Annotated in this window: 15 protein-coding genes, 1 tRNA gene and 2 pseudogenes; 13 read left to right on the top strand and 5 right to left on the bottom strand. The window is 40.8% G+C overall.

All coding sequences use genetic code 11. The features are described 5' to 3' along the window. Positions 1–5 precede the first annotated feature (5 nt). From J5A56_RS06865 to J5A56_RS06850, 4 genes are all read left to right on the top strand, one after another. The gene (locus J5A56_RS06865; RefSeq protein ID WP_021671316.1) at positions 6–431 is read left to right on the top strand and encodes a ribonuclease P protein component; all 426 of its coding nucleotides are present in this window, start codon (positions 6–8) and stop codon (positions 429–431) included. After that, entirely contained in the window at positions 431–730 is a 300-nt protein-coding gene (gene yidD / locus J5A56_RS06860) for a membrane protein insertion efficiency factor YidD (RefSeq protein ID WP_021671317.1), read from the top strand. The genes J5A56_RS06865 and yidD overlap by 1 nt, the downstream gene beginning before the upstream one ends. A 105-nt stretch (positions 731–835) precedes the next feature. Next, entirely contained in the window at positions 836–2,134 is a 1,299-nt protein-coding gene (gene tyrS / locus J5A56_RS06855; RefSeq protein ID WP_021671318.1) for a tyrosine--tRNA ligase, read from the top strand. A 226-nt stretch (positions 2,135–2,360) separates the two neighbouring features. After that, positions 2,361–3,521, top strand: a complete 1,161-nt coding sequence (locus J5A56_RS06850) for a clostripain-related cysteine peptidase (RefSeq protein WP_249112149.1) — start codon at positions 2,361–2,363, stop codon at positions 3,519–3,521. A 686-nt stretch (positions 3,522–4,207) separates the two neighbouring features. Here J5A56_RS06850 and J5A56_RS06845 read toward each other — a convergent pair. The 4 genes and pseudogenes from J5A56_RS06845 to J5A56_RS06830 form a co-directional block, all read right to left on the bottom strand. Continuing rightward, positions 4,208–5,017, bottom strand: coding sequence for an IS3 family transposase (locus tag J5A56_RS06845; protein ID WP_249112063.1), 810 nt, complete (start codon positions 5,015–5,017; stop codon positions 4,208–4,210). Next, entirely contained in the window at positions 4,998–5,465 is a 468-nt protein-coding gene (locus J5A56_RS06840; protein ID WP_249112148.1) for a transposase, read from the bottom strand. Before J5A56_RS06840 ends, J5A56_RS06845 begins: the two co-directional genes overlap by 20 nt. Positions 5,466–5,515: 50 nt before the next feature. Further along, a pseudogene (locus J5A56_RS06835) lies at positions 5,516–5,755 on the bottom strand (glycoside hydrolase family 27 protein); the annotation flags it as partial. A 73-nt stretch (positions 5,756–5,828) separates the two neighbouring features. After that, a tRNA-Gln gene (locus tag J5A56_RS06830) sits at positions 5,829–5,899 on the bottom strand. A gap of 212 nt (positions 5,900–6,111) precedes the next feature. On the opposite strand from J5A56_RS06830, the gene J5A56_RS06825 reads away from it, so the two are divergent. Then, complete coding sequence (locus tag J5A56_RS06825; protein WP_021672530.1) at positions 6,112–6,876, top strand: winged helix-turn-helix domain-containing protein; 765 nt, start codon at positions 6,112–6,114, stop codon at positions 6,874–6,876. A gap of 200 nt (positions 6,877–7,076) precedes the next feature. After that, complete coding sequence (locus tag J5A56_RS06820) at positions 7,077–9,140, top strand: outer membrane insertion signal domain protein (protein WP_021672531.1); 2,064 nt, start codon at positions 7,077–7,079, stop codon at positions 9,138–9,140. 674 nt (positions 9,141–9,814) lie between these two features. Here J5A56_RS06820 and J5A56_RS06815 read toward each other — a convergent pair. Then, a complete protein-coding gene (locus J5A56_RS06815; protein WP_021672532.1) occupies positions 9,815–10,090 on the bottom strand; it encodes an HU family DNA-binding protein in 276 nt (91 codons plus the stop codon). A gap of 216 nt (positions 10,091–10,306) precedes the next feature. Between J5A56_RS06815 and J5A56_RS06810 the strand changes: the two genes are divergently transcribed. The 7 genes and pseudogenes from J5A56_RS06810 to J5A56_RS06780 all read left to right on the top strand — a co-directional run bounded on the left by J5A56_RS06810 (position 10,307) and on the right by J5A56_RS06780 (position 20,121). Next, on the top strand, positions 10,307–11,263 hold the full coding sequence (locus J5A56_RS06810; RefSeq protein ID WP_021672533.1) for a rhomboid family intramembrane serine protease: 957 nt from the start codon (positions 10,307–10,309) through the stop codon (positions 11,261–11,263). A 204-nt stretch (positions 11,264–11,467) separates the two neighbouring features. Continuing rightward, a pseudogene (locus J5A56_RS06805) lies at positions 11,468–12,567 on the top strand (endonuclease/exonuclease/phosphatase family protein). A 105-nt stretch (positions 12,568–12,672) separates the two neighbouring features. Next, positions 12,673–15,693 carry a protein translocase subunit SecDF gene (gene secDF / locus J5A56_RS06800; protein ID WP_021672535.1) on the top strand — a complete coding sequence of 1,007 codons (3,021 nt, stop codon included), beginning with the start codon at positions 12,673–12,675 and terminating at the stop codon, positions 15,691–15,693. A 583-nt stretch (positions 15,694–16,276) separates the two neighbouring features. Continuing rightward, a complete protein-coding gene (locus J5A56_RS06795; RefSeq protein WP_021672537.1) occupies positions 16,277–17,095 on the top strand; it encodes a pyridoxamine kinase in 819 nt (272 codons plus the stop codon). Positions 17,096–17,104: 9 nt separating this feature from the next. Further along, positions 17,105–18,766, top strand: coding sequence for a putative transporter (locus J5A56_RS06790; protein WP_021672538.1), 1,662 nt, complete (start codon positions 17,105–17,107; stop codon positions 18,764–18,766). Positions 18,767–18,784: 18 nt separating this feature from the next. Beyond that, positions 18,785–19,495: an ABC transporter ATP-binding protein gene (locus tag J5A56_RS06785; RefSeq protein WP_021672539.1), complete on the top strand. Its 711-nt coding sequence runs from the start codon at positions 18,785–18,787 to the stop codon at positions 19,493–19,495. An 80-nt stretch (positions 19,496–19,575) separates the two neighbouring features. After that, positions 19,576–20,121, top strand: coding sequence for a hypothetical protein (locus J5A56_RS06780; protein WP_021672540.1), 546 nt, complete (start codon positions 19,576–19,578; stop codon positions 20,119–20,121). Positions 20,122–20,139 lie beyond the last annotated feature (18 nt).

The raw sequence follows: 20,139 nt of genomic DNA, 5'->3' as shown, positions 1-20,139 counted from the left end.
AAGGAATGGAAAAGCATGAAGAAAGACTAAGAAAAGGAGAACGTCTATGCAGCAAGAAGCTCATAGATACGCTCTTTGGAACTGGTGGAAGTCATGCGATGACAGCATTCCCTTTGAAGGCTGTTTACAGACTAATTGACTGTAAGTCGGAGACTTCAGCACCAGAAGAAACGGTCATAGAGTCGAATGTACAGGTGTTAATCAGTGTACCAAAGAAGCATTTCAAACGTGCCGTAAAGCGCAATAGGGTGAAACGGCAGGTACGTGAGGCTTATCGAAAGCATAAAAGTTTTGTGACTCCTCGTGTGAACGAGCTAACAGATAAGCAGTTACTGATAGCTTTTATATGGCTTTCAGACGAATTGATAGACTCTGTTACAATTGAACAGCGGGTTTCTAACCTGCTTCAAAGAATAGGAGAACGGATATAATGGATGAGAAGGAGAGAAACGAGAAGGCAGCAAATGAGCAGCAATCTCAAAATATTTTTGCTAAATTGTGGCGTCTTTTTACACGTGGTCTATCGTGGTTGTTGATACTCCCTATACTCTTTTATCGCCAGTTCATCTCTCCTTTTACGCCACCTTCTTGTCGCTTCACTCCTACTTGTTCGGAGTATGGTAGACAAGCTATCCTAAAGCATGGACCTTTTAAGGGTTTGGCACTTACAATTTGGCGTATATTAAGATGTAATCCATGGGGTGGAAGTGGCTATGACCCAGTACCCTAACGATGCTCACAATAGAATATTAATACAGAGTTAAGGCTCTTGAAGAATGGGCAAAATGCCTTTAACGTCTTCAAGTTTCTGACTCCTTAAAGTATAAAGACATAGATGAAGAACTTTGTAGAAGAACTCCGTTGGCGTGGTATGCTGGCTCAGATTATGCCAGGTACTGAGGAATTGCTTCAGAAAGAAATGGTTTCAGCTTACTTGGGTACTGACCCAACAGCTGACTCTCTGCACATCGGACACCTCTGTGGTATCATGATGTTGCGTCATTTGCAGCGTTGCGGACATAAACCTTATCTCCTCGTGGGTGGTGCTACTGGTATGATTGGTGACCCTTCTGGCAAGAGTCAGGAGCGTAACCTTCTTGATGCTGAAACACTTTACCATAATCAGGAGGCTATTAAAAAGCAGGTAAGCAAGTTCCTTGACTTTGATAGCAACGAGCCTAACAAGGCTGAGATGGTTAACAACTATGACTGGATGAAGGACTTCACCTTCCTCGACTTCGCTCGTTTGGTTGGTAAGCATATTACCGTCAACTATATGATGGCTAAGGATAGCGTGAAGAAGCGTTTGAATGGTGAGGCTCGCGATGGACTTAGCTTTACCGAGTTTACCTATCAGCTTCTGCAAGGTTACGACTTCCTCTATCAATATGAGAAGTACGGTGTTAAGTTGCAATTGGGTGGTAATGACCAATGGGGTAACATGACTACTGGTACCGAACTTATTCGTCGTACACTTGGCAATGAAACAGAGGCATACTGCCTTACTTGTCCACTGATTACAAAGGCTGATGGTAAGAAGTTTGGTAAGACAGAAAGTGGTAATATCTGGCTCGATCGCAACCGAACAACACCATATGCCTTCTATCAGTTCTGGTTGAATGTCAGTGATGATGATGCCGAGAAGTATATCAAAATCTTCACCTCTTTGGAGAAGGATGTCATCGACAACCTCATCGAAGAGCATCGTCAGGACCCAGGTCGTCGTACACTTCAGTACCGTCTTGCAGAGGAGGTTACTCGTATGGTTCACTCTCAGGAGGATCTCGATATGGCTATTGCAGCCTCTAACATCCTCTTTGGTAAGAGTACAAAGGAGAACTTGTTGCAGTTAGATGAACAGACCTTTACCGATGTATTCAAGGATGTACCACATTATGAAGTATCAAAGGATGTGCTTGGACAACCTGCAGTTGATGTCTTCAATCAGGAAGGTATGCAGATTTTCCCAAGTAAGAGTGAGATGCGTAAGCTCGTAAAGGGCGGTGGTGTAGCACTCAATAAGGAGAAGCTTGCAGCCTTTGATCAGCCAGTAACAGCCGAGGACCTTATTGATGGTAAGTATCTCCTCGTACAGAAGGGTAAGAAGAATTACTCTCTGATTATTGTGAAATAAGTTTTCACAGACTATCAATACATAACTATGAAAAGCCTTACTACGCCTATTGTGGCGTTGCAAGGCTTTTTGATTAACCACTCCCATTGAATTCCTACATAATATTCATGGGGCTAAAAAGATTCATTATGAAGAAAATCGTCCTATTTTTACAGCTGGCAATGCTTGTTTTTTTGCCTCTTGTAGTAGCGAAGATCCAGACCCAATACCAGGACCAACGCCACCAATGCCAGAAATAGAGAATACTATCTTTGTTTATATGCCATGGTCGGGCGCTAATGAGCAAGATTCAGGACTTTACGGATTCTTTTTAACTAACATACAAGACATAAAGAGTGCTATTGAAAGTCAGGGTGGACTTGGCAAAAAGAGACTCATGATATTTATCTCAACCAAGGTAAATAAGGGTGCTTTGATTAATGTTAAGTATCAGAATGGACGCTGTGTAGACGATACCGTTGCCATCTATAACAATACATTAGCAGGCTTAAAGCTGAATTCTGCAGAGTGGATAACAACTCTCTTGAAGCGAGTTAAGCAGGAAGCATCAGCGAAGTATTACTCAATGATTGTGGGTTGTCATGGTATGGGATGGATTCCCGGTAAGCCAAGTACACGCCGTGCTCGTTTAGCAGTTTCTCCTTTCGGACTTGATAGAGATGCAGGTATGGCAGGACCTCCAACGCGTTGGTTGGGTGGTGATGCTTATCAGACTGATATCTCAGCCTTTGATAGGGGTATCGAAGATTCAGGTATAGGTAAGTTCCAGTACATTCTCTTCGACGATTGTAATATGACAGGTATTGAAGTTGCTTACGAGCTCCGTAATGCAACAAATCATATTATTGGAAGCCCTACAGAGATTATGGCTTATGGTATGCCTTATAAGCTCTTGTGGGGTGAACTGTCAAAGGTGAATCCAAACTATAGAAGTATCTGTAACACCTTCATAAACTTCTATAGCAATTATACGTATAACGGCTCTCCTTATCCTTATGGTACCATCAGTGTGATTGATTGTTCGCAGGTTGAGGGTATGGTAAACCTCATGAAGGAGGTTAACGCATCTGCTTCTCTCTCTCCATTTGTGGAAAGTAACCTCCAGAGTATGGATGGTTACACCCCTTCAATGTTCTATGATATGGGAGATTATGGGCGTACTATATTACAGAATAACCCACTTTTATTGGCAAGATTCAACCAACAGCTTAACCTTCTTGTTCCTGAGAAAGGAAATACACCATCGTATTATACTGCTGTTCGTAGCCGTAGTGGAGACGTACTGCCTATCCGAACTTATTCGGGTATAACTATCTCTGACCCTTCAAGTAATCCTGATGTTACACGATTCTGGAATAAAAATTTGTATTATCAGGCAACACATTAGAGTAAAAGGCAAACTTAGAAAATAGCATCTATAGAAATGACAAGTTTTCTATAGATGCTATTTTGTTTTTCCCATTAAACACGTGGATGCATTTCTTATAGCTTTAGCGGAAGAATCGAAGTTATACATTAAACAAACAGATAGCCAAGTCGGTCAACAATCTGTCTTATTATTAGCCTTCATCACAGCTAACCTCTTAATTTTAACACTTTGATAATATGCTGGTAGGGTTTTGAAAAATCATTACATAAAGTTGTGCTAAACTCTTAAAATAATGTAAAAAACACGTGTAAAAAGTAAGTTCGCAACTAACAGAAAATCAGTTGGTTATGGAATCGTGTAAGAAAAGGTGCTTAGTTGGACTTCAAAAGGGCGTTAGTAAGGATCTTAAAGGGCATCTTTTACAAGTCAATTAGGCATCTTTTGGAAGCTAAAAGAGCATGTATTGGTTTTGAAGTGACTATGCCTAAATTTACTTCACACTTTTTGGTTATTGTTACTGAATTGGTTTACACATTTTTTACTTGCTTCCTGAACAGCTTTACCTCCCCCATGGAAACTTTACTGATTCGCTTTACATAATCATAAACTTTGACAATGAAGTCCGAACGTGTGTAGCACATGTTCAAAGTTAATATTTTTCCTTCAACTTACAAAAATTAATACTATGAAAAGCACAGAAAGCCTTATGCCACATTGCAGTGCCTTTCTCTCATTTGTCTTGGCGTAAGCATGCCGTTACTCATATGGGGTCTCTTATTGTTGTAGAAGTCTATGATACCAGCAATAGTGCATCGTGCATCATCGAGGTTCTTCGGTCGTTTCATGTGGTAGAGCCACTCTTGCTTTATTATTCCGTTCACTCTTTCGGCGATTGCATTATCTGTAGGGTTGTAGTCTTCAGTCATGCTTATGCCTGAGTGTATACTCTCCAGCCTTGCCACGTAGGCGTTGCTGCAGTATTGAACCCCACGATCAGAGTGGTGCGTCATCAGCGAGAGATCCATACCCTGTGACTGTTCTATTGCCATGTCTAGGGCAGCAAGCGTATTGACAGCCTGCAGACTGTCAGAAAGCTTCCATCCGATTATCTCATGAGTGAACGCATCGGTTATGAGGTGAAGATAGACCACACCATCCTCAGTATCTATATACGTGATGTCTGCTACCCAGAGTTGTGCAGGACGTGTAAGAACCATTCCTTTTGCCGTGTTCTTATACTTGAAATAGTTGTGATTGGAGTTCGTGGTGTGGCGACATCTGGATGGCTTCAGCATAAGGTGATGCTTGTGCATTAGCTGGTAGAACCTGTCGCGCCCAAGCATTAAGCCTGGATAGATATCCATAAGCATGTGCAAAAGTTTCTGTGCTCCTATTCGAGGAGCATCTGCACGAACATCCATTACTGCACGTACGACAATTTTCTCAGTAAGTTTACGGTGCTCCCTCTTCTCCTTACTCACAGAGTAATAGCCTTCACGAGTCTTGCCAAACAGTCCACTCAGCAGCCCAATTGATAAACGAGGGTTGCTGACTCGAAGGCTGTCTACTGCCTGGCGCCAGCTTTTTTAGCAAATCTTCACCGTATTCCTTACTGCTTATCTCTATGACTTTCATCAAACCTTGATTGCGAAGTTCAGAATACTCCAAAGCTTTCTTCAAATTGGATACTTGTTCTTCAAGCTCTTCCTCACGCGTTAGAGGGGCTTTCTCCATAGCTTTCTTACTACGCATAGCTTTTACTTTAGTAATAATATCATGCGACAAAGATAGCTTTTTTTCATCTAAATCATACTTTTTTTGCCATTGATAAAAGCTGGCACTATTAATGTCGTACTTACGACAGATGAAATTAATTGACACTTCGGATGAGTAATACTCACGAAGTAAAGTGAGAATAAAGTTCTCACTGAATGTTCTGTGTTTAGAATGTTTACTTCCCATTTTGAATTTTAAATGTTAAAATGATGTGAAGTAAATCTGCTATAAGACACATCATCAATGAAGATGTATTTATATCCTGCCTCTGCATAGCCATCAGCGGCCATCTTGTCGGCAATTTGTCGGATAAGCTGTTCGCTAATATCCTCCTTATATTTATTCCAAGTCATAAAACCCATAGGAGGAGTCTGTGCTAATGAGTCACGATTGTTTGCCATCGTGTTCAATGAAGCAAGCAGAAAGACTGCAACAAGCAGGAGTGATTTACGAAGTTTAAGTAACTGAAATGTCATAATTATAATAGTTTAGGAATGAGTTTAAATCAAAAAATCCGCAGAATCATAAAGAATCCGCGGATTTTCTGTGTTGTCCCAGGCGGATTCGAACCACCACTGACAGAACCAAAAACTGTAGTGCTACCATTACACCATAGGACAATTGTGGGTGCAAAGATAGTGTTTTTAGTCTAATGCACAAATTTTGCTGTATAATTTTACGCATCTACCGTCATTGTACAGCAAATAACACTCGGTTTAATCTTACTTTATATGATATTTCTTCCATTCTTTTTGGTGTTCATGAGAGAAAATACTATCTTTGTAACATACTATAGTTTGGAACATTCTATCACTTTGTTTTATACAAGTCTATGAAACCTATATCGTCAGTTATCATATTTTTGTTACTCGTCTGCTCGGCAGTATGGGCAAGTGTTGACAGCTACCACTGTGCGGAAACAGCTATTGTACAAGATATGGATCAGGCTTTATCAAAGACACTTGCTGGGAAACGTGAGGCGTGGATTACGCCCGATACAATACAAAGTTATCGGCAGCATTTACAGATAGCCGACCTTAAAAACCGTTCGTTTGTGTCATACGCTTTGGGAGAAGACAGTCATTCGCTGCGCAGTAGACGGATGAAGTGGCAGTCTGGTAGCCATACACTTATGTTCCAAAGTTATGCCGATTGTTCCTTTGCTACGGTATGGGGATTATCCGATCAGCGTCTACCGCTTTCATTCCTATTGTTATCATTGGTTTGGATGGCTGCATCTATTGTGTATTTTCGTCGTTATCGTGCTGGTCGTTTCGTTTTAGGTAGGATGGTATATGCCTCTTCTGACCATATTTTCCATGACTGGCATGGAGAAAAGATAGCCTTTACTCCAATGCAACAGCAGCTCATGGAGCTATTTATAAATGCAGCTGATCATAAGCTGTCAAAGGATGTTATCTGCGAAACACTTTGGCCTAAGAAACCCGATGCAAGCGAAACCCTCTACACACTTATCCGTCGTCTAAAGCCTATTGTCAGTGAACGTTGCGGATTAAAGATTGTAGCTGATAGGGGTGATGGGTATCGACTTACTTCTGATTCGTCATCAAAGAAGGCATTGGACAGTCTTTCTTAAAGGAGAAGAATGTACCTTTGAAATATAAATCTTAACCTTTCTCTATAGGAATATTATGCCTAATAGGGGGCTATTGGGTAATTTTTGTTGTGCTTTTTCTTGTTTATCACACCTCAATTAGCTATTGTCAGTTAATTGTCAGTAACTATTTTTGTCCTGATAGTAGGTGAATTCTATCTTTGTAGCAAAAAACAAAGATTATGAGAAAAGGTTTATGGCTGCTGCTGTTATGCTTTCTTACACTGTCAGTTGATGCACAGAACGAGAAAGAAAGCGATAAGACAGCAAAGAATGTAGAGATGAAAGAGGTGACAGTTGAGGCTGCACGAGTGACGAAAAAGATAGATGGTCTGCTGATTATACCGTCTGATGCACAGCGAGAAGCGGCAACGGACGGTTATAGTCTGCTTGGAAAGTTGTCTCTTCCACGTATCAGAGTAGACGAGGTGATGCGTACCATCACGCCCTTGATGAACAATGGAAGTGTTCAACTTAGGCTGAACGGAACTTTGGCAAGCAAAGAAGACCTGCTTTCACTGGACCCAAAACTTGTGAAAAACATCGATTTCATCGATAATCCGGGAGTTAGATATGGTGACGGAATAGGCTATGTTATTGATATTCGGACGAAGCGTAGCACCACTGGCTACGTGCTTGGAGCAGATTTATCGAACTCTGTTACGGCTGTGAACGGCGGTAATACGCTCTATGCAAAGTACAATCATAAGAATTCGGAACTGGCTTTAACCTTTACTTCCCTTTATAAAGATCAGCATGGTTTTCGGTCTTCAGAAGTGGCTGACTATACCTTGAACAACGGTAGTCATTATCTGGTTTCACGCAATCAGACCGATGGCAGGAGTCGTCGTTTTGGTAATCAGTTTGAGATAAAGTATAGTCTTGCCGACTCGGCTACGTATGTTTTCCAAGCAAATCTGTCAGTGGGAGGAGGCAATACGCCCGGTAATTATGCTGATTTTGTGTATCGGGATGGAACAGTAGAGCAGACTTATCGGACGATTAATGTGTCAAGTGATTTCTCTCCAACTCTTGATCTTTATTTTTTTCATCAGCTTGGTAAGCATCAAAGTATCACGGCAAATGTCTTTGGTTCGGGTATTTACACGGACAAGCGGGGATATAATGGAGAAGGGAGAACTTATGCCTATGATGTTGATGGGCGTACTTGGTCGCTGGAGAGTGAAGCTATTTATGAGAATAAACTCAAGCCTTTCACCCTTTCTGCAGGTTTAGAACACTCGGTGTCGTTTACAAATAATGAATATACTGGTGATGTATCTGCTCTTAACAAGATGCGGAGAGGAGAACTTTATCTATTCTCTGAGGTGAAAGGACGGTGGAAACGAATAGGCTATTCGGCAGGTATTGGGGTTGCTAATAAGACCTATTCGCAGGAAAACTATAGCTTTAACTACTGGACTTTCCGTCCAAAACTCACGTTGAATTACGATATTTTGACAGGATTAAATGCACGTTATACCTTTGAAACCTATCGTAGTGTGTCTTCATACGCTATGGTGAGCGATGCAAGAATCAGAGAAAATAGCCGTGAATGGAAGGTTGGAAACCCTAATTTGCAACCTTCAAGAGTCATTAAGAATATTATAGATATAAGTTATAATGGTAAACGTGTGAGCTGTGGGATGAATATGGAGTATCGACGTGACCTTGGGAGCAATATGAGTGTGTATGAACGTACGGCAACAGATGAGTTTCTTTATTCACAACAGAACATTGGTAATATCATGATGTTTGTTGTACAGAATTATGTGAGGTATGATGTAGTGCCAGAGCGTCTGTCTGTAACACTTTTCGGAGGTATCAATCGTTTCTTTAACATCAGTAGTCTGTATCGTCATCATCTTACAAGTTACAACTATGGTGGTAATGTTCAGGCTTATCTTGGACGTTGGACACTCACGGGATATGCCGATAATGGTTGGAAATTTGTTGAAGGCGAGCATGAGGGAAGGAATGGTCCAGCAATCTATTTGGGCGTTAGTTACAGGTGGAAAACGTGTAGTCTGTCACTCTTTATGCAGCATCCTTTCCAGCAGCATCCCGCTATACAGCGTGGTAAAGTACTGAATGAAAACCTCCATAAAGAGTATATTTATCGTAGTAGAGACTTGGGTAACATGATAACCCTTAGGTTCAGTTGGAAGTTGTCAAAGGGTAAAAGCTATAAAGAAATAGACAAGAAAGTACAGCATGAGGGGAATAAACAGACGAGTATTTTATAGTGGATAGCTGCAGGGGTGTACCCTTAGGGTATTGAAAATACAATCTAACTCGTTATTGGAAAAGGTCTTTCTATTCAATTATCATGTTTCTGACCAGGAAGACCTTTTCCCTTTTTAACTCTTCGAAGAGGTAGATAAGTATTTGAAAAATCGTTACATAAATTCGGATAAAACATCTATAAATAAGGATATAAATACGTATAAAAAGCAGGTTTGTAACCATCAGGAAATCAGTTGGTTATAAAGTGGTGTGAGAAAAGGTGCTTAATTGGACTTCAAAAGGGCGTTAGTAAGGGTCTTAAAGGGCGTCTTTTGCAAGTCAATTAGGCGTCTTTTAGAAGCCAAAAGAGCATGTATTGTTTTTGAGTTGAGTGAAAATAGTTTACAAAAATCAAAGATGTAGGGATGGGATGTTTATGGAAGACGAATAGACATAGTATCAATTTGCATTTTATCCTATAGTTTATGTCCGCTTGTAAGACCATCTAAATTGGGATAATTATACCATACGAGTAGATAAGTCTTTATCTTTTTCCAATCTATGCTATTAACGGAAGGACTTTTTAAGCTATGGTAAAATGTTCTTTAGACTTTCATAAAACAAGAAGGCAAGCCTATAAAACAAAAAAGGCAAGCCTATGGCTTGCCTTAATATTATGTAATATCTTTACATATTATTTGTTTACTGCGTCTGCCAACTCAGCACCAGCCTTGAACTTAGCAACCTTCTTAGCAGCAATCTTAATCTTCTCCTTTGATCTTGGGTTAATACCCTCGTGAGCTGGACGCTCAGTTGTAGAGAAAGTACCAAAACCAACTAACTGTACCTTATCACCAGCAACAAGTGCTTCCTTTATAGCCTCTGTAGTAGCATCTAAAGCTTTCTTAGCAGCAGCCTTACTTACCTCTGCATTAGCTGCAATCTTCTCGATCAATTCTGTTTTGTTCATAATTTTGATTTATTTATTGATTAATTTTATGAGTGATATACAAGATTGTGTTGCAAATATAGTTGTTTCCTTTTATAAAACAAATAAATTACTGGGAAAAGTGTAGAATTTTTCAAAAAAAGTCTTTATCTCGCTTGTTTTCTGCTTAATAACGATAGAATTTCGTATTTTTGCAGTGTTTAAATGATATATTGTAAAGATTTAGATATAAAGTAAATGCGAAATATACCTGTTGTAACAAAGAATCTTCTTATTATCAATATTCTGGTGTTCGTAGCCACGTATGTTTTTAAAGGAGTGAATATTGATTTAAATGATATTCTTGGTTTACATTTCTTCTTAGCCTCAGACTTCCATATATGGCAGTTTTTCACTTATATGTTCATGCATGGTGGATTTACACATATCTTGATGAACATGTTTATGCTATGGATGTTTGGTATGGTTGTTGAGAATGTGTGGGGTCCTAAGAAGTTCCTTTTTTATTACATTGTATGTGGTGTTGGCGCTGGACTCTGTCAAGAGTTGGCTCAATATGGTACGTATCTCGTAGAGGGATTGGCTCATTTCGATTCCGTGAGAATTGGTACTACAGTTCTTCCTATGAATGTTTATCTGAATATGATGAACACTGTTGGTGCCTCTGGAGCCATCTATGGCGTACTACTTGCTTTTGGAATGCTCTTTCCTGAAGAGCGTATGTTCATCATTCCTATCCCTATTCCGATAAAAGCTAAGTGGATTGTTATGGGCTCAATTGTGGTAGAATTGTTCTCTGCGATAGGCACAAGCAATGACGGAGTGGCGCATTTGGCACACTTAGGCGGTATGCTCTTTGGTTTCATTCTTATCCGTTATTGGAAGAAGCATCCGTATTCTGGCTATGGTGACTTTGGTATGAATAAGGGGCATCAGTTCTTTGATCGTATGAAGAGTTCGTGGGAACAGCGCGGAGGGCATGATGCTCGTAACGCAACGAATGGTAGTCGTGATTCATGGACGAATACTTCTCAGCGCAATACTGCTGATAATAAGAGCGATTGGGACTATAACGCTCGTAAGAGACAGCAGCAAGAAGAGGTAGACCGCATCCTTGATAAGATTCGTAAGAGTGGTTATGATAGTTTGACAAAGGACGAGAAACAGAAGCTCTTTGATAGTAGTAAGAGTTAAGCTGCTACTCAGTTGACAAATTAATGAGTTGTTGATTCATAACGGATAAGTTATCAATCAGCAACTCATTAAAACGTGAGTTGATATCTGATTATCAGTTTTGATATTTATCAGCTTACGATAATGACCACTTGGTAACTATTGATTTTATTTGTAAATCGTAAGATAACAGAGGTAGGGAGTACCTGGGTATTTGGAATTAAGATGTTAAGCAAATTCAAGAAACTTACATATAGGGTGTTTTTGATAGGCAATATCATAGTGATTCTGCTGATGTTGTTTGTCGGAAATATAGGTAGGTTTAATCCTGTTGATTATCCTATGTTGGCTAACTTAGGGTTAGGCTTCCCGATACTCCTTGCGTTTAATGTGCTATTCCTTGTTGTTTGGTGCTTTCTCCGACTGCGTACAATCTGGTTGTCATTATTGGGTTTTCTGCTCTGTTATGGTCCTATCCGTACGTATTCACCCTTCAATTTTCCTAAAGATAAGCCACACGGGACTATTAAAGTGTTGTCTTATAATGTCTTTATGTTCTCTTCGTGGAGTGAGCCTGATGCTAAGAAGAATCCAATCGTGGATTATATCGTTAAGAGTAAGGCAGATATAGTCTGTTTACAAGAGGCACAAGCAACGTTGGATAACAAAGACCATATTTACTCAACATTGAAGGAACACTACCCATATTTCAAGTTGATGATAAAAAGAAGCCTGGAGCTGATTACATGGTGCTATTGAGTAAGTATCCTGTTCTTTGGCAAGACTCAATTCCATACGGCTCAAGTAGTAATCAGAGTGTAGCTTATATGCTTGATATTAAAGGGAATAAGACTCTCGTAGTGAATAATCATTTTGAGAGTAATGGCTTGTCTTCTGGCGACAAAGAAGAGTTTAAGACGCTTGTAAAAGGTGAGATGAAGACGGGTGAAGCTAAGCGTCAATCAGTCCATTTGCTTAGAAAGTTAGGCGATGTTTCAGTGCGACGAGCACCACAAGTGGAGGTGGTTGTACGTTATGTCAAGAAATATCTTGATAAGAATGTGCCCGTTATTCTCTGTGGAGACTTCAATGATAATCCATTGAGTTATACGCATAGAGTCATGTCAAAGGAGTTGAACGACTGTTATATTGAGAGTGGAAACGGTCCAGGGATAAGCTATCATAAAAGTGGAATGTACTTCCGTATAGACCATATCTTTGCTTCCGACGAATTTGAGTCTTATGGGGCTAAGGTCGACAATAGTGTGACTACTTCCGACCATTATCCCATCTATTGTTGGCTTAAATACCGTCCAAAACCTTAAAAAACACACTTTTATAAGGTATAAATTTCCCAAAGTGTGAAAATTTGCTTATCTTTGCACGTCTATCAAGTGTAGCGAAACAATAATTAAAAACAATCAAATAAAATGCAAAACAAAGGATTAGTAATTTGCGTAGCCGTTCTCTTAACGCTCGCAAGTATCTTTTACCTGTCATTTTCGGTAGCGACAAGCTACTATGATGGTCAGGCAGCAAAGATTAAAGACCCTATTGCACGACAGGATTATAAGGATTCTGTAAAGTATTTAGGTATCTATTCTTACCAGAAATGCCTTGAAACACAGATCGGTCTTGGTCTTGACTTGAAGGGTGGTATGAATGTTGTACTCGAGATTTCAGTACCTGATGTTGTTGATTTCTTGGCAGATCACAAGCAGGATGCTGCTTATCAGAAGGCTTTGGAGGCTGCAAAGCAGGAAGAGATGAAAAGTCAGAAGGACTTTATCTCCCTCTTTGTAGATGCTTTCCACAAGGATGCTCCTGGTCATAAGCTTGCAGAGATTTTCGCTACACAGCAGCTCAAAGGCAAGGTTAGCACACAGAGTACAGATGAAGAGGTTGAAAAAGCACTTCGCGAAGAGGTTGCTGCAGCCATCGATAACTCTTACAATGTTGTAACAAACCGTATCGACCAGTATGGTGTTGTGCAGCCAAATATCCAGAAGTTGGAAGGTCAGGAAGGACGACTCATGGTTGAGATGCCTGGTATTCGTGAGCCAGAGCGTATGCGTAAGCTCCTTCAGGGTTCTGCTAACCTTGAATTCTGGGAGACTTATAACAACCAGGAAGTAACTCCTTATCTCACTCAACTCGACCAGCGTTTGGCAAATGGTGATACAAAGGCTGATACAACAGCTACTGATTCAACTAAGAATGTACAAGCTAAGGGTACTTCTGCTCCTAAGTTTGCACTCAACAAAAACAATGCTGATAAGGGCGAGGATGCTCAGATGGCAGCATTGAAGAAGATGCACCCATTGCTCTCTATGTTGCAGACTATCCCTGGTGATGCACTTAGCCTCGTTGGTTATGCAAGCGTTCGTGATACTGCCGCTATCAATAAGATGATACATAGCCAGCTTGCTAAGCAGATTTTGCCAAGCGACTTGAAGCTCCTTTGGGGTGCTAAGCCAGCAGAGGGACTTAATAAGAAGAATGTATACGAGCTTTATGCTTTGAAAGTTACTACTTCTGATGGTCGTGCTCCATTAGAGGGTGACGTTGTTACCGAAGCTAAGGATCAGTTTGACCAGCATGGCCGTCCTGAGGTTAGCATGACAATGAACTCTGAAGGTGCTCGTGAGTGGGCTGCTTTGACAAAGGCAAATGTAGGTAAAGCAATCGCAATCGTACTCGATGGCGTTGTTTATTCTGCTCCACGCGTAAATGGTGAAATATCTGGTGGTCAGTCATCTATATCTGGTAACTTCACTATTGAGGATACTAAGGACTTGGCTAACACCTTGAAGTCAGGTCGTATGCCTGCTCCTGCAAAGATTGTACAGGAGGAAGTCGTAGGTCCTACACTTGGTGCACAGTCTATTGAGCAGGGTCTTATCTCATTTGCTATTGCTTTTGTACTCTTGATGCTTTACATGATTTTCATGTACAACCTCATCCCTGGTATGATGGCTAACCTTGCTTTGATAGCCAACCTCTTCTTCACGTTGGGTGTCTTAGCATCATTCCAGTCGGCATTGACTATGCCAGGTATTGCTGGTATCGTATTGACATTGGGTACAGCTGTGGATGCTAACGTGCTTATTTATGAGCGTATTAAGGAGGAGTTGAAACTCGGTAAGGGTATGAAGCAGGCGTTGAAGGAAGGTTATGGAAATGCCTTCTCAGCTATCTTCGACTCTAACTTGACATCACTCATCACTGGTGTGATTCTTCTTGTTACTGGTACTGGTCCTATCCGTGGTTTCGCTACAACATGGATCATTGGTATTGTTATCTCATTCTTTACCGCAGTATTCCTCACACGTCTTGTGTTTGAAAGCCGTGTAAATAAGGATAAATGGATGAACTTGACTTTCACAACACGTTTGTCAAGGAACTTCATGCATGGTAAGGATTACCACTTCCTTGGCATGTACAAGACTACCTTTACGATTTGGGGTGTTGCTGTCTTGATATGTATTGTCAGCTTCGCTGTTCGCGGTTTGAGTCGTAGTATTGATTTTACTGGTGGTCGCAACTATGTTGTCACATTGAACAAGCCTACTCATGTAGAGGACGTCCGTAAGGTGATGGATGGTGCATTCGTAAACACTGTTGGTGAGAATGCAGGTAAGCCTGCTACTACAACCGTTATTGCATTGGGTACTGATGGTAAGACAATCCGTGTTTCAACCAACTACAATATAGAGTCTAACAATCCTGCAGAGGATGATAAGGCAGAGACAATCCTTTACAATGCCTTAAAGAAGGGAGGCTTTGTTAGTCAGGCAAATGTTGAGAAGTTTAAGAATCCAGATATTCGTGAGGGTGGATCTATTATTCAGAGTGCGAAGGTTGGTCCTTCAATCGCTAAGAACATTACTTACAATGCTATCATGAGCGTATTGTTGGCTATCTTCTTCATCTTCTTGTATATCCTCTTGCGTTTCCGCAACATTGGTTTCTCTGTTGGTTCTATCGTGGGCTTGGTTCTTGATACAACGATTGTTATCGGTTGCTTCTCATTATGCTATGGTTGGATTGGCTTCTCACTTGAGATTGACCAGACTTTCATCGGTGCTATCCTGACGGTAATCGGTTATGATATCAACGATACTGTGGTTGTTTACGACCGTATCCGTGAGAACTTGGGTAAGCACAAGCATAATCTTGCAAAGGCTGATATTCAAAAGATTTTCAATGATTCTATCAACCAGACCCTCTCACGTACTATCAATACATCTGTATCAACATTGATCGTACTCGTGTCTATCTTTGTTCTTGGTGGTGATAGCATCCGTAGCTTCTCTTTCGCAATGATTATCGGTATTATTATCGGTACTTTGAGTTCAATCTTCATTGCATCCCCTGTTGCTTACCTCGTATTGGGTAAGAAGATTGAGAAGCGTTCAAAGGAACTTGCAGCAGCACCTGTTGAGGCTTAATTATTAGATAGTCAGAACTGAGGTTTTACACCTTATTATATATAACAGCCCGTTATCAGCAATGGTAGCGGGCTGTTATCGTATTTCTAATGGTACTGAATTGCGGGGGCAGTTGGATGTAAATGATGGCTGACAAGATTGTTGCTTTACTTGTTATGGTTGTTAGTTTACAAATTATTTACATGAAAATAAATATTTTTTTTCGTGAAGATAAATATTTCTTTTCATGTAAATAATTTCTTTTCTTCATGAGAATAATTCGCAGGGATAGGGTATTATAGTCGTAAAAACCATGAGAGGTAGTATTAAGTGGTTTTGCTATTTGTGCTCTTAACGGTTATTTTCGCCTTCCACTGTTAATAATCTTCTATAGATATAACCATTATTCTTATTGGTGTTTACCATCCGCACGATGTGTGTTTACCATCCGCACGATGTGTGCGGGGCGTCCGCACCACATGTGCGCAGCATCAAGACCACGACAGAAAAGGGAAAGCAAGCCTTATTATGGTGATTTATTAGTTTTTATTTTGCTGTTAATGCGCTTTACACTACCTTTGTAGTCCAATTGAAGAAAGATATAATGAGTAAGAAACATATACTTCTTGTTAATGACATTGCAGGATACGGAAAGGTTGCAACAGCAGCCATGCTCCCTATCTTGTCCTACTTGGGACATCCCGTTTATAATCTTCCTACAGCGTTGGTTTCTAATACGCTCGATTATGGTAAGTTCAATATACTTGAAACAACTGACTATATCAAAGGCGTATTCCCAGTGTGGAAAGAGCTTGGCTTTATCTTTGATGCCATTGCTACGGGCTTTATGGCTTCAGAACGACAGGCTAAATTAGTGGCCGACTATTGTCGTGAGCAGGCTGAACGTGGTACGACTATCTTTGTAGACCCGATTATGGGTGATGAAGGAAAGCTCTATAATGGTGTGACAGCTGCAACAATCAACTCTATGCGAGAGATGATTAGCGTAGCCGACCTTACTTTCCCTAATTACACAGAAGCGTGTTATCTTACATCAAGTAAGTATGATGAGAAGGGAGTTAGTTTCGAAGAAGCTAAAAGATTGCTGGATGGTTTGCGACTGATAGGTACAAAGTCTGCAATGATTACTTCTATTCTCGTTGATGGTACACCGTCTGTTGTAGGTTATAACCATGCAACAGATAAGTATTTTACACTACCTTATACCGAGATACCAGTACATTTCCCAGGTACGGGTGATATCTTCTCGGCAATCCTCATTGGTCATCTGCTGGATGGTGAAGAGTTGATTCCAAGTACACAGAAGGCTATTGATGGCGTTTATAAACTTATTGATCTCAATAAAGATAACAAAGACAAAAACAGGGGAATCCCTCTGGAAAAGTATCTTAGCATCTTGTAACAAATAATTATGAATTGGATTGACGGATTATTCAATATCCCTTCTGCCTTACAGGCAGTTGTTGTCCTCTCGCTTGTTTGTACAGTGGGTTTGGGCTTAGGCAAGATTAGGGTAGCAGGCATATCACTTGGTATTGCCTTTGTGTTCTTTTTTGGTATTGCCGCTGGTAGTTTTGGCTTGCGTGTAGATGAGCAAATGCTCAACTATTGTGAGACTTTCGGATTGGTTATCTTCGTCTATACACTCGGACTGAGTGTAGGACCAACCTTCTTTGGCTCCTTTCGACATGAAGGAACCTTATTTAATATCTGGGGATTGGGTGTTATCCTTTTGGGTACGGTGATGGCTGTAGCACTCTCTTATGCCCTGAATGTGCCAATGAATAGTATGGTTGGTATTCTCTGTGGAGCAACAACCAATACGCCTGCATTGGGTGCTGCGCAACAAGCATTACAGCACATAGGTTTGAGTGGAGGAACGGCAGCTTTAGCAACGGCTATTACCTATCCGTTAGGTGTGGTAGGTGTTATCTTTGCAATGATCTTCCTTCGTAAGTTCTTTGTCAAGCCTTCCGACTTAGTTGTTCATTCTGGGGCAGAAGATGACCATACTTTCATTGGACAGTATGTCGTTCTTAATCCAGCTATTAGTGGAAAATCAATCGCAGAGATAGCACAAGGAACACATCGGAAGTTTATTATCTCGCGTATTTGGCGTGGCGATGATGTAATTGTTCCTATGAGTTCAACGGTATTAAAAGAAAATGATAACCTCCTTGTTGCGACAAAACGAGACGAAGCTCCAGCAATGGAGATTCTCTTTGGAAAGATGGTTAATCGTGACTTGAACAAGGAACAGGTGGATTGGAATCATCTTGATACAAAGGTGGAAAGCCGTGTTATCGTCTTGTCAAAGGGGATGCTAAACGGTAAAAAGCTCGGGCAACTTCATCTGCGTGAAGCTTACAATGTCAATGTGAGCCGTATTCTTCGTGGTGATATTAAGTTGCTCGCAACACAAGACCTTGTCGTTCGTTATGGTGACCGACTCACCTTGGTGGGTCAGCCAGAGGCAATTGATCAGGCAGAACACTTCTTGGGCAACTCTGTTAAGACGCTTAACGAACCAAACCTTGCTGTCATCTTCCTCGGAATGCTCCTTGGTTTGGCATTAGGAACTATTCCTATCTCGCTCCCAGGTATGGATTCTCCTATCCGATTAGGTATTGCTGGTGGTCCTATCATCATGGGAATCCTTGCTGGAGCCTTTGGACCTCGTTTGCATTTCATAGCTTATACGACACGTAGTGCCTCGCTGATGCTTCGTAAGTTGGGACTTTCCCTTTATCTTGCTGGCTTGGGTTTGGATGCAGGAAAGGATTTCCTTGCAATTGTCGTACGCCCTGAAGGTTTACTCTGGGTCGGCATAGGTTTTGTACTTACGGTCGTACCAATCGTCATTGTGGGCTTGATTGCTTTACGAATGAAGAAGTTTGACTTCGGAACAATCTGTGGTATTCTTTGCGGTTCGATGGCTAATCCAATGGCTTTGGGCTATGCAAACGATACGATAAAGGGTGAAACCAGTAACATTAGTTATGCTTCGGTTTATCCTTTGGGTATGTTTGTGAGGGTTATCATTGCACAGGTGTTAGTGATGTTCTTTGTTTGATAGATCCTTTGTGTCGCAATGATTATCAGTTTATCTCATCTATCAGTAGGCTATTCGCTTTCCCATCCCGTTATCTCTGATATTGATTTAGAGTTAAAGAGTGGGCAGTTATCATGTCTGATAGGGGAGAATGGAATTGGTAAATCAACCCTTTTGAAAACGCTGACAGGTTTCCTACCTAAGTTAAAAGGCAGTGTTTTGTTTGATAACCGTGACATAACGTCATTCTCCCAACGAGAATTGGCACGGCAGGTGAGCATTGTTTTGACGCAGAAACCTGATGTACAAAACCTCACAATAGAGGAGATAATAGGCTTGGGAAGGTCGCCTTATACTGGCTTCTTTGGTCGATTGCGTATAGATGACCGTATGGTTGTCAATGATGCAATCGCTACGATGGGGATTGAGAAGCTGAGAGGGCGCATGATTCAGACCCTTTCTGATGGTGAAAGGCAGAAGGTGATGATTGCCAAAGCACTTGCCCAAGAGACACCAGTCATCTTACTTGATGAGCCAACAGCCTTCCTCGACTTCCCTTCTAAGGCTGAAACCTTTCAGTCTTTACAGCGTATGGCACATGAAAGGGATAAACTTATCCTCCTTTCAACCCACGACTTAGAACTCGCAGTACGGTTTGCTGACAGTTTGTTGGAGGTGAAAGAGGGTACTTTAAAGGAAGTGTCAGCAACGGAAGTGAAGACTTCTATCAATGCAATCATAGGCAGTTAAGCCCTACTTTTGCCTGCCTTTCGTTTGTGCTTCCAATCTTATACGTAATCAATAAACATTAAAATAAATCGAACGAACTTATGAAAAAGAATGTATGGATAGCTCCTATCGTCCTTGTGCTTGTCTTAATCTTGAATAGTTGTGGTACACCACAGAAAGCAACAGTGCCAGTAACGACTCCTGTTGTTAAAGATACTGTTGTGGATGTTGAGCCTTTGAAGGATGTTATTAGTATTGCAGAAGCATTGGATATGTATCAAAATCCAGATAAGGTGACTGCTATAACAAAGAAGTATGGTTATAAGTTGAAAAACAATTATGAGGTTTATCGCTTAGACAAGTTCAATAAGATGTACTATAAGAACTGTGTTCTGGCAAAGCTCCTTACTGCTGATAAGTATGAGGATTATCCAAAGCCTATGCGCAAAGGTGTGTCAAGTTACGTAGCTTTTAAGGATGGAGCAATCATTATTGCCGTATTCAATCAGCCTGCTTACGACAACCTTGTCGCTCAGGTAAAGGCTGCAGGTTTCACCTTGGATATGCCTGGTAGCGAGGATATCTACACCAATGGTAGCCGTACTATCGCTTGTTATAAGGATGGAAAGAGTGTGAGAATTCAGTAAAGAATTCTCTGCTATTAC

The organism is Prevotella melaninogenica, assembly GCF_018128065.1.
Classification (GTDB): Bacteria; Bacteroidota; Bacteroidia; order Bacteroidales; family Bacteroidaceae; genus Prevotella.
The sequence above is the reverse complement of the archived record's forward strand: the minus strand, read 5'-3'. Positions and strand labels throughout refer to the sequence as shown.